Annotated in this window: 24 protein-coding genes; 14 read left to right on the plus strand and 10 right to left on the minus strand. The window is 69.4% G+C overall.

Features of this window, described 5'->3' with window-relative positions; genetic code table 11:
• Nucleotides 1–17 precede the first annotated feature (17 nt).
• The 12 genes from LN042_RS23245 (at nt 18) to LN042_RS37780 (ending at nt 11,651) form a co-directional block, all read left to right on the plus strand.
• On the plus strand, nt 18–857 hold the full coding sequence (locus LN042_RS23245; protein ID WP_230053258.1) for a CpaE/TadZ family protein: 840 nt from the start codon (nt 18–20) through the stop codon (nt 855–857).
• Nucleotides 857–2,158, plus strand: a complete 1,302-nt coding sequence (locus LN042_RS23250; RefSeq protein WP_230053259.1) for a TadA family conjugal transfer-associated ATPase — start codon at nt 857–859, stop codon at nt 2,156–2,158. The genes LN042_RS23245 and LN042_RS23250 overlap by 1 nt, the downstream gene beginning before the upstream one ends.
• Nucleotides 2,155–3,024, plus strand: coding sequence for a type II secretion system F family protein (locus LN042_RS23255; protein ID WP_230053260.1), 870 nt, complete (start codon nt 2,155–2,157; stop codon nt 3,022–3,024). The genes LN042_RS23250 and LN042_RS23255 overlap by 4 nt, the downstream gene beginning before the upstream one ends.
• Nucleotides 3,021–3,935, plus strand: a complete 915-nt coding sequence (locus LN042_RS23260; RefSeq protein ID WP_230053261.1) for a type II secretion system F family protein — start codon at nt 3,021–3,023, stop codon at nt 3,933–3,935. The genes LN042_RS23255 and LN042_RS23260 overlap by 4 nt, the downstream gene beginning before the upstream one ends.
• 43 nt (nt 3,936–3,978) lie before the next feature.
• Nucleotides 3,979–4,290, plus strand: coding sequence for a hypothetical protein (locus tag LN042_RS23265; protein ID WP_230053262.1), 312 nt, complete (start codon nt 3,979–3,981; stop codon nt 4,288–4,290).
• Between the two features lie 52 nt (nt 4,291–4,342).
• Complete coding sequence (locus LN042_RS23270) at nt 4,343–4,771, plus strand: TadE/TadG family type IV pilus assembly protein (protein ID WP_230053263.1); 429 nt, start codon at nt 4,343–4,345, stop codon at nt 4,769–4,771.
• Nucleotides 4,761–5,207 (plus strand): TadE family protein, encoded by a 447-nt coding sequence (locus LN042_RS23275; protein ID WP_230053264.1) that lies wholly within the window; start codon nt 4,761–4,763, stop codon nt 5,205–5,207. The genes LN042_RS23270 and LN042_RS23275 overlap by 11 nt, the downstream gene beginning before the upstream one ends.
• Entirely contained in the window at nt 5,204–5,647 is a 444-nt protein-coding gene (locus LN042_RS23280) for a pilus assembly protein TadG-related protein (RefSeq protein ID WP_230053265.1), read from the plus strand. The genes LN042_RS23275 and LN042_RS23280 overlap by 4 nt, the downstream gene beginning before the upstream one ends.
• Nucleotides 5,648–5,685: 38 nt before the next feature.
• Nucleotides 5,686–6,372: a hypothetical protein gene (locus LN042_RS23285; protein WP_230053266.1), complete on the plus strand. Its 687-nt coding sequence runs from the start codon at nt 5,686–5,688 to the stop codon at nt 6,370–6,372.
• Complete coding sequence (locus tag LN042_RS23290; protein ID WP_230053267.1) at nt 6,360–7,367, plus strand: hypothetical protein; 1,008 nt, start codon at nt 6,360–6,362, stop codon at nt 7,365–7,367. The genes LN042_RS23285 and LN042_RS23290 overlap by 13 nt, the downstream gene beginning before the upstream one ends.
• Nucleotides 7,368–7,403: 36 nt before the next feature.
• Nucleotides 7,404–10,799: a LysM peptidoglycan-binding domain-containing protein gene (locus LN042_RS23295; RefSeq protein WP_230053268.1), complete on the plus strand. Its 3,396-nt coding sequence runs from the start codon at nt 7,404–7,406 to the stop codon at nt 10,797–10,799.
• Between the two features lie 75 nt (nt 10,800–10,874).
• Nucleotides 10,875–11,651, plus strand: coding sequence for a prepilin peptidase (locus LN042_RS37780; protein WP_230053269.1), 777 nt, complete (start codon nt 10,875–10,877; stop codon nt 11,649–11,651).
• Between the two features lie 52 nt (nt 11,652–11,703).
• On the opposite strand, the gene LN042_RS23305 is transcribed toward LN042_RS37780, so the two are convergent.
• Entirely contained in the window at nt 11,704–11,928 is a 225-nt protein-coding gene (locus tag LN042_RS23305; protein ID WP_230053270.1) for a hypothetical protein, read from the minus strand.
• Nucleotides 11,929–12,779: 851 nt separating this feature from the next.
• On the opposite strand from LN042_RS23305, the gene LN042_RS23310 reads away from it, so the two are divergent.
• A complete protein-coding gene (locus LN042_RS23310) occupies nt 12,780–13,118 on the plus strand; it encodes a hypothetical protein (protein WP_230053271.1) in 339 nt (112 codons plus the stop codon).
• Between the two features lie 580 nt (nt 13,119–13,698).
• The gene (locus tag LN042_RS23315) at nt 13,699–14,796 is read left to right on the plus strand and encodes an outer membrane protein assembly factor BamB family protein (RefSeq protein ID WP_230053272.1); all 1,098 of its coding nucleotides are present in this window, start codon (nt 13,699–13,701) and stop codon (nt 14,794–14,796) included.
• Nucleotides 14,797–14,890: 94 nt separating this feature from the next.
• On the opposite strand, the gene LN042_RS23320 is transcribed toward LN042_RS23315, so the two are convergent.
• The 9 genes from LN042_RS23320 to LN042_RS23360 form a co-directional block, all read right to left on the minus strand.
• Nucleotides 14,891–15,370 (minus strand): hypothetical protein, encoded by a 480-nt coding sequence (locus LN042_RS23320; RefSeq protein WP_230053273.1) that lies wholly within the window; start codon nt 15,368–15,370, stop codon nt 14,891–14,893.
• A 176-nt stretch (nt 15,371–15,546) separates the two neighbouring features.
• The gene (locus LN042_RS23325) at nt 15,547–17,244 is read right to left on the minus strand and encodes a DUF2637 domain-containing protein (protein ID WP_230053274.1); all 1,698 of its coding nucleotides are present in this window, start codon (nt 17,242–17,244) and stop codon (nt 15,547–15,549) included.
• A 155-nt stretch (nt 17,245–17,399) separates the two neighbouring features.
• Entirely contained in the window at nt 17,400–17,666 is a 267-nt protein-coding gene (locus tag LN042_RS23330) for a hypothetical protein (protein ID WP_230053275.1), read from the minus strand.
• Nucleotides 17,663–17,959, minus strand: a complete 297-nt coding sequence (locus LN042_RS23335; RefSeq protein WP_230053276.1) for a hypothetical protein — start codon at nt 17,957–17,959, stop codon at nt 17,663–17,665. The genes LN042_RS23330 and LN042_RS23335 overlap by 4 nt, the downstream gene beginning before the upstream one ends.
• A gap of 110 nt (nt 17,960–18,069) precedes the next feature.
• Nucleotides 18,070–18,282 carry a hypothetical protein gene (locus LN042_RS23340; protein WP_230053277.1) on the minus strand — a complete coding sequence of 71 codons (213 nt, stop codon included), beginning with the start codon at nt 18,280–18,282 and terminating at the stop codon, nt 18,070–18,072.
• Nucleotides 18,283–18,537: 255 nt separating this feature from the next.
• Nucleotides 18,538–19,452, minus strand: coding sequence for a ParA family protein (locus tag LN042_RS23345; protein WP_230053278.1), 915 nt, complete (start codon nt 19,450–19,452; stop codon nt 18,538–18,540).
• A 112-nt stretch (nt 19,453–19,564) separates the two neighbouring features.
• Nucleotides 19,565–21,010, minus strand: coding sequence for a ParB/RepB/Spo0J family partition protein (locus LN042_RS23350; protein ID WP_230053279.1), 1,446 nt, complete (start codon nt 21,008–21,010; stop codon nt 19,565–19,567).
• A 494-nt stretch (nt 21,011–21,504) separates the two neighbouring features.
• Nucleotides 21,505–21,930 (minus strand): MarR family transcriptional regulator, encoded by a 426-nt coding sequence (locus LN042_RS23355; RefSeq protein ID WP_230053280.1) that lies wholly within the window; start codon nt 21,928–21,930, stop codon nt 21,505–21,507.
• Nucleotides 21,931–22,030: 100 nt separating this feature from the next.
• Nucleotides 22,031–22,678 (minus strand): hypothetical protein, encoded by a 648-nt coding sequence (locus LN042_RS23360; protein WP_230053281.1) that lies wholly within the window; start codon nt 22,676–22,678, stop codon nt 22,031–22,033.
• Nucleotides 22,679–22,895: the final 217 nt, after the last annotated feature.

Genomic DNA, 22,895 nt, shown 5'->3' on the forward strand with positions numbered 1-22,895 from the left:
TAAGGAGTCGACGGGACATGGCGCTGATCGCTGTTGCGTCTGCCAAGGGCGCTCCCGGTGTGTCCACGACCGCCTTGGCTTTGGCCGCGGTGTGGCCGCGGCGGTCGCTGCTGGTCGAGGCCGATGAGCACGGGGGCGATCTGGTCTTCCGTCAGCATGGTGAAGGCGGCCAGCCTCTCGACCCGAAGATCGGCATGCTGTCGCTGGCGCTGGCCGGCCGGCGCGGACTGACCGCTGCCACCGTTGGTGAGCACACCCAGACCCTCCACGGTGGGCTGGACGTTTTGCTCGGGCTCGCCTCTGGTGAACAGGCCTCGGCCTGGACTGGTTTGTGGCCGCTGCTGGGTAGGGCGCTGGCCACCATCGGCGACACGGACGTCATCGCTGACCTGGGCCGGATCGGGCCGAAATCGGCATCGCTCGATCTCCTCTCGCAGGCCTCGCTGGTCTTGCTGGTCTCGGGTACCACGCCGGAGGAACTCGCGGCCGTGCGCGACCGGGCGGCAGCGCTTGGGCAGCGCCTGGGCGCAGCTGGCGTCAGCGGCCCACCGGTGGCGGTCCTTTTGGTCAGCTCGCACCGCGAGCTCGCGGGAGCGCGCGACGGCCTGATCTCGCTACTCCAAGCGGGCCGGATCGGAGCAGACGTGCTCGGCGGGATCACCAAAGACCCCAAGGGCGCCCTGCAGTTGGCCGGCCGCAAGGGCGGCCGGGTGGAGCGCTCGGAGCTGTTGCGCTCCGCGCGCCTTGTCGTGAGCAACATCGGCAGCCGCTATGGCCTGGGCACTGGCCAGGCCGAGCAGTCGCCTGTCCGCGCTGCCCGTCCGGCGACCATGCCCGCTGTGCAGGAGGTGCGCTGATGGCTCCGTTGGATACCCAGCTCGTCCGTAGGCTGCGTGAGCAGGCCGGTGTCCGCCTGGCTCAGCAGCGCCGACAGGACGAGGAGTCCGGCATCCCTCCGATGCGGTTGGAGGATGAGCGGCAGTTCGCCCGCTCGGTCATCGCCGGCGCGCTTGCCGAGCACGTGGAAGACGAGGCGCGCCAAGGCCGTCTCCTGCCGACACCGGACGAGGAACGCGACCTGGTCGAGGCCGTCCACGCGGCCCTGTACGGCGCCGGACCGCTCCAGCCCTTGCTGGAGGATCCCCAGATCGAGAACATCAACATCAACGGCGACCGCACGTTCGTCCGCTACGCAGGTGGGCGAAAGGTGCGGCTGGGACCGCTCGTGGGCAGCGACGAGGAGCTGTACACCCTCGTTCAGACCCTGGCCGCTACGTCCGGTTTGAGCTCGCGCGCATGGGACAGCCTGAACGCCGAGCTGGACCTGACCCTTCCCGACGGCTCACGTCTGTCGGCGGTTCGCGACGTCTCGAAGCGCCCGGCCTTGAGTATCCGCCGCAACAGGATCGGCAAGGTCCGACTCGATGCCCTCGTGGAAAACGGCACGGTTCCCCCGGACGTCGCCGCGTTCCTTCGGGCTGCCGTGCTGGCCAAGAAGAACATCATCATCGCCGGTGCGACAGACAGCGGGAAGACGACGCTGCTACGCGCCCTGGCCAACGAGATCCATCCCGACGAGCGGCTCATCACGATCGAGAGGTCGCTGGAGCTCGGGCTGGACGAATTTGAGGACTTGCACCCCGACATCGTGGTCATGGAGGAGCGGCTGGCCAACAGCGAGGGCGAGGGCGCTGTCACCATGGCCGACCTAGTGCGGCGTTCGCTGCGCCAGGACCCAGACCGGGTGATCGTCGGTGAGGTGCTCGGCGGTGAGATCGTGACGATGCTTCAGGCGATGAGCCAGGGTAACGACGGCTCCCTGTCCACGATCCACGCCCGCGACTCCAGCGAGGTCTGGAACCGCATCGCCACCTACGCCCTCACGGCCAAGGAGCGGCTGCCGATCGAGGCCAGCCACATGCTCATCGCCGGCTCCGTGCATTTCGTCGCCTTCTTGAAGAAGGTGCGGGACCCCCACACCGGTGAGAAGGTCCGCCGGCTCATGAGCATTCGGGAAGTCAACGGGTTCGACCAACGGGTGCAGTCGAGCGAGGTCTTCAAGATGGCCCCGCACGGCGTCCTCATGCCAGCAGCCCAGCTGACCTGCCTGGACGAGCTCGCCGACTTCGGCTACCTCCCGGGCGGAGGGTGGCTGTGAGCGACCTGCTGACTTCTCCGGACCTGCTGCTCGCCCTGATCGCCGGTCTCGCGGCCGGCGGCGGCATCGCCCTACTCATTGCCTCGATCATCGGCTGGCCCCGCAAGGTGCGCACCAGGTCGGGGACCGGCCAGCGGCTGGCCGCGTTCGCCCGCAAACGCGGTGCAGCAGCCGCCATAACGGCCCTGGTGGTGCTAGCGCTAACCCGCTGGCCGGTCGCCGCGATCGGCACTGGGTTGCTGGTGCTGTTCTGGAGCAAGCTGTTCGGCGGGAAGAAGGAAGAAACGGCCGCACTGGAGCGCGTGGAAGCCCTGGCCGCCTGGACCGAAAGCCTGCGCGACACCGTGTCGGCCGCCGTAGGCCTGGAGCAAGCCGTGCAGGCCTCCGCCCGGGCCGCGGCCCCGGCCCTTCGCCCGCACCTGCTCACCCTCATCGACCGGCTGCGCGCGAAGACGCCGCTTCCCCAGGCCCTGGAGCTACTGGCCGATGACCTCGCCGACGGTGACGCGGACGTGGTCATCACCGCGCTCAAGGACAACGCCCGTCTGCGAGGCCCGGGACTGAGCGGGGTCCTGGGCGAACTGGCCAGGACGGCCAGGGAGAACGCGGACGTGCGCCGCCGGGTCCTGGCCCAGCGCTCCGGCACCCGTCGCAGCGTGCAGATCGTGGTCACCGTCTGCGTTGCCTTCCCTGTTGGCATGGCGGTCTTCAACCCGGGCTATGTCGAGCCGTACCGCTCCCTTCAGGGCCAGGGCGTTCTGGTGCTGGTGGCCGCGTTCTTCCTGGCCGGCCTGGCGTGGCTGCGCCGGCTGTCCACCATGGCCGCACCTACACGGCTGCTCACCCGAGGGGAGGCACGCGGATGATCCTGACCCTGCTGACCGGATCGGTGTGCGGGCTGGGCCTGTTTTTGCTGGTCCGTACCCTGATGCCTGCCCGCCCAGGGGCGGCGGCGCAGGTCGCACGGATCGACGCGATGCGCACGGCGACCGGTACCGCCTCCCAGGCGACCCCAAGCCAGCAGCGCGGCCGCTCGAGCGCGCTGGAAGAGCGAATCGGTCCGAAGATGGCCGCGCTCTACGCCAGCCAGGGCTGGCAGCTGCGAGCGATCCGGAAGGACTTGGCGATCCTGGACCGCTCGATGGAGTCGTTCTTGGCGCAGAAGGTGATGTTTTCAGCGGCTGGTCTGCTTCTCGGCCCCGCGGTGGCCTTCCTGGTGTACCTGGCGGGCCTGACCACCAGCGCTGCGACCCCGCTGTGGCTCACCTTGATCTTCATCATCGCATGCTTCTTCGCCCCGGATCAGGAGGTGCGGACGCAGGCGAGGGAGCGCCGTAAGGAGTTCCAGCGCGCGCTCGCGACCTACCTGACGCTTGTTCACCTGAATCTGGCTGGCGGGGCGGGGCTTCCGGAGGCCTTGAAAGCGACGAGCGAGGTCTCCGACATCTGGCCGATGGTGCGCATCCGGCGGGCGCTGGACGAGGCGCGGCTGACCGGGGCGCACGCGTGGGAGGCGCCGGGCCGGCTGGGCGAGGAGATCGGCGTGGCGGACCTGGTCGATCTGACCGCCACCCTGTCGCTGGTCGCCGAGGACGGCGCCCGGGTACGCGCTTCTCTTGCCGCCCGCGCGGAGACGCTACGCAAACGCGAGCTCGCCGATCTCGAAGGGGCGGCCGCCGCGCGGTCGCAGTCCATGCTGGTCGCCCAGCTGCTGCTCTGCTTCGGCTTCTTGATCTTTCTCGGCTATCCGGCCCTGACCCGTGTCATGGCCCTGTGACCAACTGACTTACGCGCACGACCGAACTACGAGGGGAACCACGATGTCCACTGCTATCGCCAACGTGCAGGAGAAGTCCCGGCGCCCGATCGTCGAGCTCTTCCTGCTGACCGCCATCGTCCTGCGTGTTCGCTGCGCCGAGCTGTACGGCGACCTCAACCGCCGGGCGCAGGCCGCTCGGGAGCGCGAGGATGCTGGCGTCTCCGCTGTCGAGCTGATCCTGATCACTGCCGCCGTCATCGTCATCGTCGGCATCGCCGTGGTGGCCATCAAGGGCGCCGTCACCACGAAGTCCGGCGACGTCAGCAAGTGCATCACCGGTGCCGACACCACCAACAACGGCGGCTGCAACTGATACCGCCACCGGCGGACTGGACGAGGACGACAGCGATCCGAGGGGGAAAGCGATGCCACGCCTACTGCAGCGGTTGCGGCAGAGGCTGAGCGGTGACCGGGGTTCCAGCACTGTGGAGTTCCTGGTCATCACGCCGCTGCTGCTGCTGATCATCCTCACCCTCGTCCAGTTCGCCATGTATTACTTCGCCACACAGGTCACCCAGGCGGCCGCCCAGGCTGGCGCCCGCAAGGCCCGTGAGACCGCCGACGCCAACCCGGGCTCCTGGCAGGGGCTGGCCACGCAGACCGCGAGCAACCGAATCAGCAGCCTGGGCCCGCAATTGGTCAACGGCTCCGCTCAAATCAACCCGGTGCACGACGGGGACCAGGTCGGTCTGACCATCACTGCTCAGGTCGTACCGGTCGTGCCGTTCCTGCACCTGCATGTCACCTCCCGCAGTGTCGGGCCGATCGAGAGGTTCATCCCCGATGTCGGCTGACAGCTCCAGGCTGGCGGCCGTGCTCGCCGCAGCGCGGCGCCGCGGCGACGCGGGGATCTCCAGCGTCGAACTGGTCATCATCGCCCCCGTGTTGATGCTGCTGATCCTCTTCTTGATCGGATTCGGGCAGATCGTGCAGGCCCGCGGCGGCCTGGACGGCGCCGCCCGCGACGCCTCGCGGGCCGGCGCCCTTCAGCGCGACTGGGGCTCGGCTGTACGCGCCGCCCAGCAGGCGGCCGACGCCGACGCCGTCGGCGTCTGCGCGGGCGGACACGTCAACCTCGACCCGAGCGGCAACTGGGAGCCCGGCGGGATGTTCAAGGTCACCTTGACCTGCAATGCCAAGGGCCTGGACATGCTCGGCTGGCGGTGGAGCAAGTCCATGACGTCCACGTCCACCGCTCCCCTGGACACCTACCGGCGGACTGTGCAATGACCCTGACCGAACGCCTGCGCCGCAAGCCCGCCGACAAGGGCTCCGGCGCGATCGCCCTGATCCTGGCCGCGCTGCTGTTCATGACGATCGCCGGCTTCGTGATCGACACGGGGTTGGCCATCCACCAGCGGGAGCGGGCTGCCGACACCGCCGAGCAAGCCGCCCGGTACGCGGCCGACCACATCAACGCCACCTCTCTGCGGAACGGCACCGGTGTCAGCGTCGATGCCCAGGCCTGCACCGCAAACGTCGAGGCCTTCGTTGCCGAGTCCGGCTACGGAAGCGACGACGTCAGCGCCTCGCACTGCACCGCGGCCGGCGGCAACTCCGTCAGCGTCACCGTCCGCCTCACCTACAAGCCTCTGCTGATGAGCATGGTGAACAGCGGCAACCTCCAGGTGTGGGGTTCCGCCACCGCTCAGGCTGTCCAGGAACAATGATCCTGATTAGCGATCAGCACAGGGGATGGGAGAACACCATGAAGACCACCGCCAGCAACCGACGCTCCGTCACGCGCCGCACCGTGCTCACCGGCGCGGCCGTGGTGCTGCTCGTCGCTGCCGCGGCCGGCTGCTCCAGCTCGAAGAACAGCACCGGTGGGGACATCGCCGGCGCCCAGAGCGGATCGCCGACCGCCGCCAGTTCCTCCCCCACCCCGACGATCTCCGCTTCGCCCGGGTGGACCGCCCCTACCTTCGCGTTCCCCTCCGATGTCACCATGCAGTTGGACGGGTTCACCGCCAGCGACCCGGCCAAGAACGCCGCAGTGCGTGACCTCGGGTACGCGATGAGCGCGTACGAGGAAGGACTGGCCACTGGCGCAACTGACCGGCCGGCCCTGGCCCGGTACTGGAGCGGCCTGGCGAATGCGGCCGTCGCCAAGAGCATCACCAGCTACAAGGCCGGCGGGCACCGCATCACCGGCATCTCCCACTTCCTGCGCCCCAACCTCACTCTCAAGGACGCCTCCTCAGCCACGGCGACGCTGTGTGAAGACCAGAGCAAGTCCTTCCCCAAGGATCTGGGCACGGGCGCGGTCGTCACCGGCACGCCGAGCGACGATGACTACGTGGCCTGGAATCTGACGCTTCAGCACGACCCTGCCGGTGACTGGCAGGTCAACGCGGTGAACTGGACGCACGGGGTGCTGTCATGCAAGCCGTGACTCGCCGCGGCGCCACCCTCACTGCCGCTGTCGTCGCTGGCGCGCTCGTCGCTGGCCTGCCCTGGCCGGCCTACGCAGGCCAGGGCAACGGCAACGGCTCCAGCACGCCGACCACGATCGAGTCCCACGTCGTCATCACCGACAGCGCCAACGGCTCTGTGCCGGGCGCGCAGCACCTGACCTCTGTGGGCGGGGCGTGGGATCCGCCGCCTTGCTGGTATGAACCGACTTACACGCCAGACCAGTTCGACACGGCTTTCCAGCAGTTGCTGGCTGGCTTGGCCGGCATGTCCGGTTCCGCTGGCGCAGATGCGTTGGCGGAGTACCAGAAGCTCAAAGCAGATGGCGACTTCCACAGGGGTCAACCAGGCCTGTGGTGGGCGATGGTGAAGAGCAACAAGGCCTGGGACCTGCCGAGCACTGCCAGTTGTGATCAGCCTCCAGGTGTCGTGTGGGTACCCACTGGCACCACGCCGCCGGGTGTGCTGCCGGTCACCCCGGAGATGCTCAGCAAGCTGGCCTACGGCGCCACGAAGCTGCCGCCGCCGCAGGTGAAGTTGTCCCCGGCGGCTGGGGACCAGACCGTCAACCTGCCCACGTTCGTGTCTTTCAGCGAGCCCATCCAGCCGGTGAGCGTGACCGCGAGCCTGGACTACGACGGTATCGATATCGCCGCGTCCACCCTGGCCGTGCCGACATCGCTCCAGGTGGACGCCGGCACGAGCGATGCCTCGCCGAGCACCTGCACCTACCCGTTCACGAAGACCGGCGGCGGCTACCAGGTGGACTCCTCCACCGCGAACTGCAACATCACCTACCAGCGGAGCTCGCGCGGAGGCAGCTACCCGCTGACCGCGCGTGTGACCTGGAGGGTCACCTGGAACCCGAGTAAGGACCCTAACGGTCAGCCGCAGAACGCGCTGCCCGACGGTCTGACCGGCGGGACACCGCAGGCTGTGATCGTCAAGGAAATCCAAACGGTCGTCACCGGGTAAAGCCGGACCGACCCGAGGACGCATAGAGAGGCCAGGATGGCGAGAAGTCGGATCAAGGCGGCGGGCGGCGCTCGCGCGCGTACCGTCACGGACGTGCTGGGGGCGCTGCTCGCGGGCCTGCTGCTCCTCGCCATCCTCGTCGGCATTCCCTACGGCTTGGTCAGCTTCGTCGGCTGGCCGCTGCCGGCGTCGATGCCGACGATGGATACGCTCACCCAAGACGTGAGCGTCACCACGTTCATCGCGATCTTCGCGTGCTTCGTCTGGGTGCTTTGGGCACAGTTCGCGGTCTGCGTCGCGGTGGAGCTGCGTTCGGCGCTGCGCGGGGTCGAAGTGCATATCCACGTCCCAGCCGCTGGCGCCAGCCAGGCGCTCGCCCGCAAGCTCGTGACGACCATGCTGCTGGTCGGCGCTGGGGCGCTGACCGTGGGACAGGCCGCCAGCGCGGCCACCCCGCCCGCGCAGGGCCCGGCACAGCAGGTCGCGGCCGTCGCCTCGGTCGTCCCCGGATCCACGGGCGGCACCGCCACGACGCAGGCCTCCGCCCTGGGTGCGTCGAGTGGCAAGGTGTACGTCGTCCAGGCGTCCACCGCTGGGCACCACGAGACGCTGTGGGACATCGCGCAGAAGCACTTGGGCAACGGCCGCCGGTACAGCGAAATCTACGACCTCAACAAGGGCCGGCTGCAGCCGGACGGCGATCGGATGACCGAGGCCGGTTTGGTGCGCGCCGGCTGGCAGCTGCTGATGCCGGACGATGCAACCGGCCTCGACAGCGGCCCCGCCGCGCCGGCTGCTTCAGCGCAACCGGGCGTGACCGGCCAAAATGGCGAGCACACCGTGAAGGTCCACCAAGGCGACACCCTGTCGGCCATCGCCCAGCGCGAACTCGGCAACGGCGACCGATACCCGGAGCTGCTGGAGGCAACGAAAAACGTCGTGCAGCCCGATGGCTCGCACCTGACTAACGCGGACCAGCTGTTCCCCGGCGACGTCATCGTCATCCCGGCACCGGCAGCTGCGACACCAGCACAACCCGCTGCCCCGAACACGCCCGCACCTTCGGTCGCCGCACCATCGCCGGGCACCCAGGCACCGGCCACTCCCCCAGCTCCCGCGCACCCCAGCCCCGCCAGCCCGGCGCCCGCCGCGCCGGCCACGGCGACGCCGACTCCTGCCGCGAGCGCACCGGCCACCGAGCAACCGGCCACCACCGCCCCCGGGCACGACATCCCGGCCGAGCAGGCATCGGCCCAGCCGACCGCAACCGGCTCGACAGCGAAGGCGAGCAGCGAGGCGCCGGCGGTGTCGATGCAGGAGGTCGGCGGGATCGCCGCGCTCCTAGGCGCCGGAGTCCTCGGGGTGATCGCCCGCAGGCGGCGCCAGCAGCAGAACGAACGCAGGCCGGGCGAGACAATCGCGATGCCAGAGGACACCGCCCAGGCCGAACAGGTCCTGGACCGCACCTCCTCCCCCGGCTCGGTGGACCTGCTGGACCGGGCGCTGCGCACCCTGGCTCACGAGAACCCAGATGCTCTACCCATCGTGCGCGGAGCACGGGTGACCGCCGACCGGGTCGAGGTCCTGGTCGAGGACCCCGACGCCGAGGCCCTTGAGCCGTTCACGGGCCGTCCCGATGGGTGGTGGTCGGTGCGCGCCGATCGCAGCACCCTGCTCAGTACTGACGAGGCCCGCCAGGTCCCGGCCCCCTACCCGGGGCTGTCCACAGTCGGCACGAGCGAGGACGGCACGCTACTGCTGGCCAACCTCTCCGAGCTCGGCGTGCTGCTGCTCGACGGTGACGAGAAGAGCGTGCGCGAGGTCGCCCGGGGCATCGCCATGGAGGCCGGCACGAGCCTGTGGGCCGATCACATTGAGGTCCTCACCGCCGGTTTCGGCCTGGAGCTCCAGCAGCTGCTGTCGGCCGGCCGCGTGATGTACTCCCCCAGCCTGGCCACGGCACGCGCCGACCTGGCCCGGGTCCTGATCGAGGCCCACCAGGCCGAGCATGAAGGCGGCGAACCGCCGCAGCCGTGGATAGTGGTCTGCGCCTCCGCTCCCAGCAGCGACGAGTTGTACGAGTTCGCAGACCTGCTGGGCAAGGCGCGCGACCTGAAGGTCGCCGCCGTGCTGCCGGCCGCCGGTTCCGCCCGTGGCCTGTTCCCGACCGCCGCGGTCGTGGACGCGTCGCTGGTGACTGAGTCTCAGCGCATCGACATGCTCGGCGTCGACATCGTGCTGCAGCGCGTCACGGACGAGGCCTACCGGCAACTCACCGCCACCATGACCACCGCCGCCCAGCCCGCCGAGCCGGCCACCGGGGCGTGGACCAACGTCCCTGACCCGGACCGGCCACGCCGCGGCCCCGTGTCCATCGACCTCACCGGAGCCGCGATGCGCACCCACCTGCTCCTGCTGCCCGAGCCCGACCACACCGAGGACGAGGAGGCTGCCGTCACCGACAACAGCAACATCGCGCAGGCCACGGGCACCGAGAGCGGCACCACCGACCAGGTGCCCGCCGCCGATACTGCCCAAGCCGCTGCGGCTGCTCCGGCCGTGACAAAGGCGGACTCCGTCCCGGATCCTCGTGCCGCGATGCTCAACGGCCCGACGTCGCTGACGAAGCACCAGTCTGCGGTGACCGTAGTGCGCGAGAGCGATCCCGCCCCCGAGCCGGGCAAGCTCGCCCCCCAGGTTCAGGTGCTGGGCCCGCTGCGAATCGCCAATGTGGGTGACACGACCGTGCCACCCAAGTACGTCCTGCTGGCCGCCCTGTTGATCTTCAAGACGGAGCGGGACTACGGGTCGATCGCCAACCACATGAACCCAGCCCGCCCCTGGTCGCCCGGGTCTATGGACCAGGAGATGTCGCGGCTGCGCGCACGCCTGGGCGTGGACTCCGAGGGCGTGCCGTATCTGCGGCCCAAGCCGCGTGGGGTCCAGCAGTACTCGCTGTCCGATGAGGTCACAGTGGACTGGTCGGATTTCCTGCACCTGGCCGAGCGTGGTCTGCCGCACGGCCCGGGCGGTGTCCGCGACTTGGAGGCCGCGCTGGCGCTGGTGCGCGGCAGGCCGTTCGGCGGAGCTGGCGCCCACTCCTGGGCGGCCCCGATCGCTCAGACGATGATCAGCCGGATCGTGGATACGGCGCACACCATCGCGACCCTCCGCTGCCAGGACGAGGTGCTGGACATCGATGCCGCCCGGGCCGCGATCACCAGCGGCCTCGATGTGGAGCCGACCGCAGAGATCCTGTACCGCGACTGGATGAGGGTCGAGCACCGCGCCGGCAACACCGCGGCCGTGCGCAGCGTCATCGACCAGGTCCGCCAGATGGCCACTGACTGGGAGTTCACGCACCTCCAGGACGAGACCGAGATGCTCATCACCCGGCTCACCGCCGGGCGGGGAGCCGTTCAAGGTCTCTAACCCGCCCGACCCCAGGCCCGGCCGCCCCCGGTGGCCGGGCCTGTTCCATACCCGAGACCCGAGCCTGGAGCCGACGTGCACCACTCCCCCACCGTGATCACTCTCGCAGCAGCGGCTGGACTCCTCGTCGGCGCCCTCGTGGTTCGCCCGGTCGCCTTCGCCTACACCGTCCCGCCGGACGATCCCGTACTCCCCCGCTCGGCCTGCCCTGATTGCGGCACGCAGTTGCTCGGCCGCAGCGCCGCGCCGGGCGCCTTCCGCAGGCTGGTGCTGGCGCGCCGCTGCACCGCATGCGCGGCCGCCGAGCCGGCCGGCATCGCTCTCCGGATCGGCCCGCCGCTGCTGGTACCCGAGTTCCTCACGGCCCTGGGCGCAGCCGCAGTCCTGGCCGGCGGAACGACCGGCTTCCTAATGGCCGCTCAACTCTGGCTGGTCGCCGTCGGATCGGTGCTCCTGCTGGCCGACTTCGCCGTGCACCGGCTGCCGAACCACCTGACCGCCGCGGCCGGAGCCGGCGTGGGCGTGCTGCTCACGGGCGCGGCGCTCGCCGAGCACCAATGGGACGCCCTGATGCGAGCCGTGGCGGTCGCCTTGGCGACCGCGCTCTGGTTTTTCGTCCTCGCGCTGCTCGGCCAGGGCTTGGGTGACCTGAAGCTGGCACCGACCTTGACGGCGCTCCTCGCCTGGCAGAGCTGGAGCATGGCGTTCGACGGACTCTTCCTGTCGTGCGTGCTGGGCGTGCTCCAGTGGCTCGCGCTGAAGGCGTTCTCCACCGCGACACGCAAGACGGAGATCGCCTTCGGGCCCGCGCTCCTGGTCGGCACCCTGGTGGCCTCCACTGTGCTCGCCTGACTGGTGCTCACCATCTACCAGGCAATGGCCAGGCCTATGCCTGGGCCATCTGTCAGTCCAGGTCTTCCGGGCTGACGATGAGCCGGCCGAAGTCGGCACGCGCCTGCTGGACGGAGGCGGCCGACGGTGCGCCGGCTGAGAACCAGGCGTCGAGGTCACGCGCCTGGACGAGAAACCGGTCGCGGTGGATCGCGACGATGTTCCACGCCGACAGGTCATTCGCCTGGTCGAGGTGAGCAGTTGGATTCCGTGGGCGTCGGGAACGCGGCGGCCCCATACCGGGGAGTTCTCGCGGAGCCGGTAGGCCGGGACCGTGGGCAAGTCGGGCAGGTCGCGGCCCCGGTGCTCCCAGCCGTGGGCCCACAGCGGCGTCATCGCGACGAAGGCGAGCCGGGTTCGGTCGGCGGCCTGCAGCACCGCCTCCTGGACGCTGTCCACCAGCAAGGCCCACGGCTGCGCCGGGTCGTACGCCTGGTGGACAGCCAGGCCGTTGGACTGCGCCCAGACCCGTTGCGCCCGCGGCGCGCTGGATTCGAAGTTGGTGAGGATGGCGCTCCCGTTGGTGCACAGCGCCGATGCGAGGTGCTCGGCGGTATCCGGCCCGGGATCGTGTTGGAGAATCGGGCCGGCCTGGAGGTGAGCGTCGCCGCCGTTGACCGCTGCCCAACCCGTTGCCTGCCGGCACCAGGTGCTGGCGGCCGGTTCGTCGGTGAGGGAGTGGCTCAGGGCGACGAACGCGGTGGCCCTGGGCTCCTGCCTGTGCCGCCACCACTGCGGGGGCATCACGCACGGGGCGGCACCGATGCGGCCGCGGTAGCCCTGGTCTCGGAGGGAGCTGGAGAAGCTTTCCAGCCAGCAGGCGAGGGTGGCGGGTCCCCAGTAGGCCCTGAGCGTCACCGCGGTGCCGGCCAACGTGGGAAACGGGCTATGCCCCCACATCGCCTGCTCCATGCCGTCCGCGCTGTTAGCTACCCCCACCGCCGTGCTGGCCGCGGTGAGCAACGCGGTGCCGTCGGCAGCCGAGCCGGCCGGGCCCAGCGGGTCCGGCACGAATCGACCTGACAACTGTCATGACCGCGGGCCTCCAGGTCCTCCTCGATCGCCGACAGGTCGATGCGGATGTCCCCCGTGTTCGTCATGCCCGGACTCTATCCGCGCAAGATCACCCTGGGGCCGGCTGATCTCGCGTTCTCCTGCGTCGAACCGCCGGCCCCCTGCTACGGCCCACAGATCATGTACGGAAACGGCTACCGCGGCCCCCGGCTCGCGATAGTGCGGTGGATGCTCACCTGCGAGGACTGGGCACGCACCCTGGAGCGACACGGCTTCACAGGGGTGAACGTCCAAATGCTGCCGGGCCCCGAGCCGGACTTCGTCGGAACGATCATGGGCCGCGCCACCGCACCGCAGCCCGACGAAGAGCGCCACGACCACTCCCCTGCGGCCGACGACCACTGTTCGTCGTGACCGGCCCCGCCCCTGGCAGTTCCGGCCAGACCTCGTGACACCGGCCCGCCGCTGAACCGGGCCGTCCGGACGCCCGGTCGGCAGCCGACGAGAGGGCGAACTCCACTTCTCGGCCCGGACCGGTGGGCGCGGAGCAGGCTGTGTTTCCGCAGCGCGGGTGCAGGCGCCGGCGCTGCCGAATGACCCGCTGCCCCGGAGCGCGACGTCTGAGCGGTCGACTTCCGACCGGGGCGGGCGCCCCGGACCGTCGCCGCGCGCCTGACCCGAAGGCCTGGGCTCGTACTGGTTGCCGACCGGGATCACGTCGTGGCAGCGAGCCGTGACTCTCAGATACAGTTCCTCCGGTTCGGTGACGATCAAGGGGGCAGGGCACGTGATGCGCACGACCGGGATGGGGTTTCGAGCAGCCGGTGCCGGGCTTGGTACGGCCTTGATGCTGGCGACCGTGGCCGGCTGTTCCAACGGATCGCCTCGAGGTGGGGACGCAGCGGGCCTGCCGGGAGCGAAACCAATCGCCTCTCCGGCTCGCCAGGCGTTCGACCCTCCCCTGCGCTTCAGCAACGGTGCCCCCGGCGGCGCGATGCTGGGCGACGCGGCCCAGCCCAGCGCGACCGGCACGGTCAGGGACCGGCCCGCCGTCACCCTCTCTGGTACCACTGCCTTCGTCACGGCCGAGAGCGGCATCGAGGCATTCGACACGGCCTCCGGCCGCAAGGTCTGGGCGGCGGGCACCGTCACGCCGGCCCCGACCGACGGAACCGTGCGCGCCGCCCCGCTGGTCGCCTCCATGAACGGTCAGCCCGCGGTGTTCGCCGCCTTCGACAGGGTCGTCCAGGGCACTGGCACGGCCCCGTCCCGGACGGTCATCGAAATCCTCGCGGCCAACGCCTCCACCGGGGCCCAGCTCTGGGACGCCCAGGTCGACTCGACGCCGTCCCCGGACGACTTCATGGGGCAGGACGACGGCCTGGTGGCCGACGGCATCACGGCCGGCAAGGTAATCGGCGTCAATGCCCAGACCCTGGTCGTCACCGAAGGCGAGACCACCTACGTGCTGGACCTGAGCAGCCGACAGCTGCGCTGGAAGCGCCCGTCGTTCCAGGCCATCGCGCTGGACGGCGGCATCGTCGCGGGCGAGGGCGCCCCCTCGTACGGGCAACGGCAACTCGCCGGATACGCCGCCCAGGACAACTCCACCACCTGGTCCGTACCCCCCGTAGGCGCCGGACACCCCGCTTCCCTGGCCGGCCCGGGCCTGATCGCGATCGACACCACCGACGGGTTCGACCTCCTGGAGACAAAGACCGGTGCCGCCCGCGCCAACATCGTTCAGGCGGCGGGACACATCCACCCCTGGAGCTGCGAGTTCGACCAGGCGTCCGTGATCGCGTGCAGCGACGAGGCGTTCAACCAAGCCGACCGGATCGTGGCGCTGGACGCCACCACCTTGAAGCAGCTGTGGACGCTGGCCGCAACGCCCGGAGGGCGACTCGTCCCGTCGATCAGCGCGGCGTGGCACGGCGCGCTCTACGGCCACACCTCAAACGGACCGGTGATCCTCGATGGCCGCAACGGCACCGACCGCGCCACACCCGAGTTCGCGCCGATCCTGGTCGACGCCTACGCCGTCGTCTACTGGAACGAGGGCGAGGTCTCCGCAACGCCCGCCACCGGCTGACCGACGCCGGCGGGCCTTCCGTCGAGCGGGGACTGCGCGGCCGAGCCCACGCGGGCCGGCGCTCACCCCGCGGCGCAACCGAGCAGTGGGTCGGCTACCGCGGGGTGAAGCGGGGTAGCAGGTTCTGGTGGAGGGTCAGCCTGAAGCGCTCGGGACCGGCGGCGTAGGCCAAGGCGGCTGCCGGATACCTTTTGCGCACGGTGACGGCGATGTGTGGCAGCGGGGCGTCGTGCCCGCGCTTCCACGCCTCGTAGACGACGCGGAGGTGCTCCGCCAGCGCGTATGGTGCGGCCGCCTCCAAAAACTGGAGTCTGGCTTCTTTCGTGTCCGCGAGGGTGCGCCACCATTGAAGGAACTCGCTGGACTGGTCCGCCTCTTCGTCAATGGCCGGCTGCAGAAGCGGCGCGTAGTGGTCGATGGTGCCGGAATCCACCGGTACCAGGCACCACCTCCCCATGAAGCTCATGTGCGCCTCCCTCTCCTCTTCGCGGATGTTGGCACGCCCGTCTGACAGGCCATCACGAGCGGTCAGATGCGGGTGGTGTGCGAGCTGGAAGCCGGGCCCGCTCGTCACTCAACCCGACGCCACAACCAGTGCTGCGGGACCGTTCAGGGGCTTTCTCCCGCCCAGTCCCAGCGTTTCAGGTCCGAGCGGCGGGGCTCGTAGTGGGCGCGGCCTCCTGGGTCGTAGTGGCCGATCTCGCGATTCCCGCCCCAGCTCGGGAACGGGCCCTCAGCATTCTGTGCGGCTCACTGGCGGGCAAGCGCCACCAGGTCGAACTGCTGCTGCTCTTCCTCACCGAGCGGGTGCAGCTCCACGAGCCGGTTGTAGTAGCGGCGCACCGAGTCGAGTGAGACCGGGGCGTCCTTCCCCTTCGCCCTCAATCCGAGCGAGTACAGGTGCTCGGAGAGCTCCTGCTGGTCCGGGTGCCGGCGGTGAGTCCGGACGAAGTCCCCGAAGCCGTCGAGCCACGTAGCAGGGATTCGCGGCTGCTCGGTGGACTGAGTGATCGTCGGGCCCTGCCTGTCTTCCAGCGCGGACACCCCCACCGCCTGCGCAGCACGCAGTGCGTCCTGCACCTGCGCAACCGCATCGGCGTCCGCCGGCTGGGCCAACATGCTCTCGGCCAGCGACTGCTGTGCAGCAGAGACACCTGGCTGTTCCTGAGCAAATCCACCGGACTCCGCCTCCGGCACCCGCGCCATGTCGTCGGCCTGAGGGACGGACTCGCTGGTCATCACGTCATCCCAGTCGTCGGTCTGACCGCGCTGTGCGCGCCCGCCAGCACCAGGGCTGACCTGGGCAATCTCAGCTGACGGCACGCCTGACGGGGCCTGGTCGTCCGCCGGGGTCTGCGTAGCGTGCGGCGAAGCCCCCACCGCGTCGGGCTGCGCGTGCGCAGGTTCCGGAGCGAGCACGGTAATCGGCTGCGCAACCTCGCTCTGCGCGGGCACGCGCTGCGTCTGCGCAGGGATCTGCTGCTCACCAGGGCCCTGTGCGGAAGGCGCCTCGGCGGGAGCCTGCGCATGCGCAGGGGCGGGCGGCGTCACCGGTGCCATCGGAAGTGGTTTGACTTCCCGCACCAGGTCGATGCGCTCGGCCTCAGGAGGAAGTGCCGGGGCTGGAAGGGACTCGCGACCTCGGCGGGCAAGGGCGAAGAGCCGATCGAGCGGCGCGGTCGGCACGCCGGCGGCTGCAAGGCCGTCAGCGTAGGTCAGCTCCAGCGGTACGCCGACTTCCTCAAGCTTGAGGGGAAGGAGCGCCGCTGCCGGTAGTTGCAGCGAGGCCAGCAGCTTCTCGGTGTTCTTCGTCTTCTTCTTGCGGCCCCTGTTCCTGCTCGCGCCGGCCGTGTCGAGTAGGAGCGTGATGTAGGCCAGCCGAGCCTGCTCGCGCAGCAGCGCTTCGGGGAGGCTACGGATGTCCCGGACCTGCATGTTGCGCCACATCCGCCAGGTGTTCCTGGTCGCCAGGACCCAGCTCGTGGTGCGGATGCGGTCGATGCGCCGCTCGTCGGTGAGCTTGGCCAGGCGGGAGACCGCGTGTCGGCTGGTTTCCGCTACGGCGATGAACAGCAGGGGAATGACCGCGTGCATTCCGACGGCCAGCCAGTCACCCCAGCTCGATGCCGCGTTGAAGAAGATCGTCGCGGCGGTCAGCAGCCATGCGAGCTGGCGGATCAGGAAGAACGGGATCCGCATCCAGGTGAGGACCAGGTCGAGCGCGATGAGGACGACGATGCCCGCGTCGATGCCGATCGGGAAGACGTTGGCGAAGGTGCCCATGCCCTTGTGGACGGCCAGGGCGCGTACGTTGATGTACGAGCCCCAGAAGCCGATCACTGCGAGGCAGGTCGCGCCGACGGCGACGATGCTGATCAGCAGCCAGTGGATTTTCGTCAGGACCGGTCGGGCGGCCACGACTCCCCCTTGTGCGCGTTGGTTGCTCAAGGGGTCAGTTTTTCATGCGGCGCCGACGAGGTCACAGTGACATTCGGTGCTGACGGAGTCTCGGGCGCTCACGCGGCCGATTTGGATGCTGAACGTCACTGAGAAGAGACAGTCTGTGGCGTTCTGCTCCGTGTCCGGCGGAACAGCGGACCAGGCTATGGCCCGATCACCAACCAGGTCACCAGGGCAGCATCCATTGAAGGGTGGAACCGGTACAGAACGGAGATGGTCCGACCGCCGGTCTGCTCCTCCCCCAGCCGCACGACGTAGTCCTCTGCCTTGGGGTCGTACCCAGGCCGGCGCTTGCCGAGCCGCGGCTGCGCCTCCAGCTGGGAGCGCACCGTGTTGACGGCGCGTCGCTCACTGGGGGTCAGCTCGGGCAGCACCTTCTCGGTGCTGTCGGAGAACGCAACGAAGGTCACCGACCCTCCGCCTGGGCTTCGGCCATCTTGCGGCGCAGCTGCGCGGCCGATTCGGCCGCAGACATCGTGAGCCCAGCGACCGCCTCAGGCGAGGTGTTGCGGTGGACATAGGCGCGGTACCTGTCGCCCAGTTCCTCGAACTCGTTGAGAGGCGTCTCCCCGAGGGCCGCCTCGAAGGTGTCGAGCTCGGTCTCGATCCCGAGCGAGGCGAGGCCGCCCAGTGCCGCGCGCAGCTGGGGCACGGTCTCCATCGGGGGGTCGTGCGGCGCGGAATGCTGTGCTGCGGTGGACATGGGCGCTCCTCTCTCTGTCCGGATGACGCTACTCGGCCGGGGGAGGCACTGGAAGCCATTCACGAAACCAGTCCGGTTGCGGCCGGCAGCGCGCCCGGTCGGTTGGTGGTCTACGCGGTGGCCGACTCGCCTGCCTGGTCCGGGGGAGCGTCGAAGCCAACTACGAGGCGTCCGTCCGTGCCCATCATCGCGAAGCCGTTCACGCCCTCCGCGATGAGACCGGGGCTTCCGGTCGGGATGACGAGTGCGGTCATGTCCACCGCGTGGCTGGTCTTCTCGGGGCCGCCGGGCAGGTGCTGGCCCGTCCGCACTTTGCTCTCCACCCTGTCCTCCGTCCGGTCCGCGCACGGTGCGCTCGGCCCAGTGTTCCTCATCGCGGCGCCAGGCCAGCGCGGGCGGTGCTGTTGTGCGCCCCCGTCAGTGCTGCGCGCCTGGTGTTCGCTTGAGCCGGCTGCTGGACGTTCGCGCCGTGGGCCGCTGGAGTGCGGCGGCGCCGAGGCGCAGCCGGGGCAGGCAACTGCGGGTGGCCCCGGTCGTGGGGCCGCGGACCACCCGCGGTATTCCGACGGAATATCCGATCAGCGCTTCTTCCGGGTCGAGTTCAGACGCGGGAACCCGAGCGCGTCCGCGACGGCCGCGATGTCGGCGAGCGCCGCGTTGTTCGGGGCGTGGTATCGCAGCGCCTTCTGCCGCACGATGGTCTCCTTGAACCGGATGCTGCGGCGGACGATGGGGAGCAGCTTCCCCTGCCAGTCTGCCCGGGCGTTGATCTTTTCGATCACGTCGTCGGTGACGGCGCCCTGCGAGCGGTCGATCTCGCCCGTCGGGCTGATGGGGATGTTGGTGGCGAGGATGTGCTGCATCTCGGCTCGGAAGCCGAACTTCTTGAGCCGGCTCCTGCGCCCCTTGGCGAGGGTCGCCTCCAAGTCCTGGATACCGATGACGTACTTGAACTCGTCGTTGACGCAGCCGATGATTTCGGGGACCGCGAGGGCGACGGAGAGCAGCAGGATGCCGAGCGTCGGCCCGCAGTCGAAGAGCTGGACGTCCCACCGGCCCTTGGGGACCTGCTCGTCCAGGACGGTGTCGAGCCAGAGCACGCCGGAGCTGTCGTTGCCGAGGGTGACCTCCGCTTCTGCCATCTGCGGGGTACCGAGGACGAGGTCGATGCCGGGGATGAGTCGGAAGGCGGAGTCCTCGTCGCCTTCGCCGATGCGGTAGCGGGCTGGCACCACGGCTTCGAGCAGCTTGTTCTCGCCGCAGAGCACCGAGAAGATCGTCGGCTGGCCGGGCATGGGGTCCTGGTGACCGAAGATGTGGCTGGTGCTGCGCTGCGGGTCGAGGTCCCAGACGAGGACCCGGTAGCCGCGGAGAGCGAGCTCCACGGCGAGATTGACCATCGCTTGGGTCTTGCCAGCACCGCCGGCCTGGCCGGAAGCGGCAATTCGCCGCTCGTTCGCGACCTCGATGATGCCCGGATTGATCTTGGCCACAGCGGACTCCTGGGTGGCTGGCGTGGTGTTCGTCGTCGGGTATTCCGTCGGAATACTGCCGGGCGGTCATCGCCCGGCGGGTGGCACTCCGAGAAGTGCCACCCGTAGGTGTTCAGGCGCCGAGACGCTGCTGCTCTTCGTCGCTGAGCTGGTAGCCGGCGGTCTCCTGCAGGTACGTCAGGTACTGCCGGTCCAGGTCGTCCCAGGGGCGGTCGCTCTCCTGCGCGCGCAGTTCGAGCGCAGCAAGAGCCACGGCGAAGGCGATGTGCGGGGTGAGCTTGCTGTCGGCCCGGGAAAGGACGCTGCCGAGTTCTTCGGGGGTGCCGGCCAGCACCGAGGCGTCGGTGAGCCAGGAGAGGGCGAGCTCCTGAGCGGCGTCGCTGCGGAGAAGCAGGCCCGGGGCCATGATCTTCACCGCGTCGCGGGGGTTGCGCATGTCGAAGACGGTGGCGACGAGCTTGCAGGCGCCCGCGCGGGTGTCGTCGGCGGCCTGCTCCTCTGCGAGGTCGTCGTCGAAGTCGTCTTCGATCCATACATCCGGTTCCTCGGTGCCCTGCTGGTCTGCCGCGGCCGTCTCGAACGGCTGCTGCGCGTCGGCACCGGTGGAGTCATCTCCCGCAGCGCCCGTAGCCGTGGGGGCATCGGCGCTGTCGGAGGAGGAGGCCCGGTCGTCCCGAGCCTGTTCACCAGTGGGCCGCGGTGCCGGGACGGGGGACTGCGGCGCGGGCTTCGAGTTGGCCTTCGCACCCTCGGCGCGGGCCGCGGGAACCCGGCGGGCCCGCTCGATCGCCACCTGTGGGCTCACCTTGCCGTTGCCGTCCATGATCAGCTTTGCTGCGGCGATCTGCAGGTCGTCAGCATTGGGGAGTTCGTCGGCAATGAGCTCGGCGTGTGTGGTGCGGAGCCGGCGTTCGAGGACGGCCTTGCGGACGGCTGGCGCGAGCTTCAGCAGCTTGAGGCGCTTGGAGACGTACGGCTGCTTGCATCCGGTCTGCTGCGCAACCTCGACCTGGGTCAAGCCGTCCGCCATCGCGCCGGCGAAGCCGATCGCTTCGTCGATTGGGTTGAGCGCGATCCGGCGCAGGTTCTCCGGCAGACCGATGATCCGGGCGCGGGGGATGGACTCCTCGGAGATCCGGCAGCGGGCGGCATCGACGTCCACTTGCTCCAGTGCGTCGCGCCGGGTGTGCCCGATCAGGATGACCCACTCGTCTTCCGGGGCATGGCCGAGCATCTTCTCGACCTTCTCGGCCGTCTCCGGCTGGTTGGCTACCCTCGGCCGCCAGTAGTCCAGGAACCCGCCGACGGGGCAGACGACCAGTTCCTGGAGTTGGCCGTCCACCTTGATCGACTGAACGAGGGCGTCGAACTCTTCCTCGTCCCGGGTGGTGCGCGGGTTGAAGGGGTTCGCCCAGAGCCGATGCAGCGGAATCTCGGTGTGCCCGCTGCCCTCGGAGCCCTCCGCGTCTACGTTCTCGTCCTCGCCCTCCGGGTCGTCCCAGATCGAGCGGCGGCCAGCACCGAGGTTCATGGTGGGCCCAGCTGCCCCGACTGCCATGCGGTTCTCCTCTGTCCCTGTCATTCAGCTGGTCTGAGAGCACGGGGGTTAGCAGGTCCGGCGCCGAGCCGGCGCCCCGGTATTCCGTCGGAATACTCGCCCTCGGTGGTGCCACTGCGGATCCGCGGTATTCCGTCGGAATATCGGGGCCCCACCCGGCCGCTGGCCGTCCGAGGTCTCACAAGGCCATCACGCTAGCATCCAAGCTAGCGGCTTGGCCTCGCACCTGGGTCCCGTCGCCGTGTCGATCGCTCTCACGAGTTACCTAGGAGCGGCTTTGGCCCCGACTTGGGAGCCAGGTCATTAGCATGTGTGCTAGTGACCTGGCCTCGCTGGGGAGGCCAGCCGTCGGCCGACGCGCTGGCCGCCCGTGCTGAACCGCCCTCCGCTGAGCAGTTGTTCGACCGTGCTCCGCCTCAACTCCTCCCGGGCGGCCTTCGGGAACGGGAAAGGGGCCCCGAGGGGCCCCTTGTTCGATCGCTTCTTCGGTGGGCTCAGGCACCCTGCTGCAGGCCGAGGCCGGCCAGTTGGGTCCGATACTTCGCCTGACGGCGCGCTGCGAACTCCGCCGGCTCGACCGAGTCGATCTCGGGGACCGCGGCGATCCTGGCACGCATTTTCCCGTCGGTGAGCTGCGGGTGCAGTTGGTAGACGCCGTCCTCCAGTCCCCAGGCGAGCTTGACCTCCGCGAGGCGCTTGACTGCCCGGTTGACGCTCGGCGATGCCATACCCAGGGCTGCGCACATCTCCGCCTGGGAGATCTCCGCGCAGCCGTCCTCTTCGTTCATGTGCTTGAGCAGCAGCATCAGCAGGCGGAACGGGTTGCTGGCGATGTCCACCAGGCTCAGCACACCAAGCGCCTCCCGGGACAGGGGGACAGGCTCAAGGGACGGAACGGGCGGCACGTACGCGGTGTCCATGTCCAGTCCTCACTCTTGCCGGCAGCGGTGCTCGGTCGGGTCTTCGGTGTGCTCTGTCAGGCTAATCCCCCAGCCCGACAGCTGGGCGGAGCCTAGGTGTTCAGGCCCCCTCCGCCCGGCGCCGTCGGGCCGGACGCGCCGGCTGCTCGGTAGCGGTGTTGGCCTTGTTCCTTCGAGCGCCTTCGAGCGCGACCACGTTGGCCGCCTGCGTGATCTTGCGCTGGTCGTCCCGCCGGTGCTTCCGCCACTCCGCCGCGTGGTCGGGTCCCGGCATCACGAACTCCGCCACAGCCGCGTTCCAGACTTCCTGCGCCCGTTCCTGGTCCGCCGAGGTGCCGGCGAACGTGAGGTAGGGGTTCAGCTGATAGATGCCGACCTTCGCGGTCCGAACCCAGGCGATCTCGTTGAAGTAGATCATCGCCTCGCCGACGTAGGCCCGGCTGATTCCGCTCTCAGTCGAGATGTCCCGGTGAGAAGTCTTGATCATTCCCAGGGGGCGACGGCGCTTCGACTTCCCCAGCTGCTGGAAGCCCACCAGCGTCGCCCAGGTCCGGAACCAGGTTCCGGGAATGTCCATCTTGCCGAGCGTCAGCATCATGAGCGGCGCATCGGTGACGTAGCCCTTGGTCTCGTCGTCTTCGACGAAGACCCGGCCGGTGATCTTCTGAACCGAGTAGACCAGGTTGCCCCGGCTATCGACGCGGGTGACCAGTTGCTCGCCTGGTCCTAGGCGGGGCTTCTCGGTCATTCGCGCTCCCGTGCTCTTGATCGACTGTCAGATTGAACGCTAGCAGACAAGCTAGTGCTCTGGCCTTGACGTTGAGGCCAGCGTGGCGTCGGCGCGGCGACGTTCCGGGAGCGAGAAGCGGGGGTGGTTTGGCCTGGCCAGTGAGGCCAAACCACCCCCGGCTTTGGCCTTACCGTCAAGGCCAGCCGCAATGGCCAGATTCGACGGCGTTTCCGCA

Origin of the sequence: Kitasatospora humi (genome assembly GCF_020907985.1) — a bacterium.
In the GTDB taxonomy this organism is placed as follows: domain Bacteria; phylum Actinomycetota; class Actinomycetes; order Streptomycetales; family Streptomycetaceae; genus Kitasatospora; species Kitasatospora humi.

Excerpts from the sequence above, each read along its gene's own strand:
- LN042_RS23245 (WP_230053258.1), top strand. The coding sequence starts at position 18 with ATGGCGCTGATCGCTGTTGCGTCTGCCAAGGGCGCTCCCGGTGTGTCC.
- LN042_RS23250 (WP_230053259.1), top strand. The coding sequence starts at position 857 with ATGGCTCCGTTGGATACCCAGCTCGTCCGTAGGCTGCGTGAGCAGGCC.
- LN042_RS23260 (WP_230053261.1), top strand. The coding sequence starts at position 3,021 with ATGATCCTGACCCTGCTGACCGGATCGGTGTGCGGGCTGGGCCTGTTT.
- LN042_RS23265 (WP_230053262.1), top strand. The coding sequence starts at position 3,979 with ATGTCCACTGCTATCGCCAACGTGCAGGAGAAGTCCCGGCGCCCGATC.
- LN042_RS23270 (WP_230053263.1), top strand. The coding sequence starts at position 4,343 with ATGCCACGCCTACTGCAGCGGTTGCGGCAGAGGCTGAGCGGTGACCGG.
- LN042_RS23275 (WP_230053264.1), top strand. The coding sequence starts at position 4,761 with ATGTCGGCTGACAGCTCCAGGCTGGCGGCCGTGCTCGCCGCAGCGCGG.
- LN042_RS23280 (WP_230053265.1), top strand. The coding sequence starts at position 5,204 with ATGACCCTGACCGAACGCCTGCGCCGCAAGCCCGCCGACAAGGGCTCC.
- LN042_RS23285 (WP_230053266.1), top strand. The coding sequence starts at position 5,686 with ATGAAGACCACCGCCAGCAACCGACGCTCCGTCACGCGCCGCACCGTG.
- LN042_RS23290 (WP_230053267.1), top strand. The coding sequence starts at position 6,360 with ATGCAAGCCGTGACTCGCCGCGGCGCCACCCTCACTGCCGCTGTCGTC.
- LN042_RS23295 (WP_230053268.1), top strand. The coding sequence starts at position 7,404 with ATGGCGAGAAGTCGGATCAAGGCGGCGGGCGGCGCTCGCGCGCGTACC.
- LN042_RS23305 (WP_230053270.1), bottom strand. The coding sequence starts at position 11,928 with ATGGGGCCGCCGCGTTCCCGACGCCCACGGAATCCAACTGCTCACCTC.
- LN042_RS23315 (WP_230053272.1), top strand. The coding sequence starts at position 13,699 with ATGCTGGGCGACGCGGCCCAGCCCAGCGCGACCGGCACGGTCAGGGAC.
- LN042_RS23335 (WP_230053276.1), bottom strand. The coding sequence starts at position 17,959 with ATGTCCACCGCAGCACAGCATTCCGCGCCGCACGACCCCCCGATGGAG.
- LN042_RS23350 (WP_230053279.1), bottom strand. The coding sequence starts at position 21,010 with ATGGCAGTCGGGGCAGCTGGGCCCACCATGAACCTCGGTGCTGGCCGC.
- LN042_RS23355 (WP_230053280.1), bottom strand. The coding sequence starts at position 21,930 with ATGGACACCGCGTACGTGCCGCCCGTTCCGTCCCTTGAGCCTGTCCCC.
- LN042_RS23360 (WP_230053281.1), bottom strand. The coding sequence starts at position 22,678 with ATGACCGAGAAGCCCCGCCTAGGACCAGGCGAGCAACTGGTCACCCGC.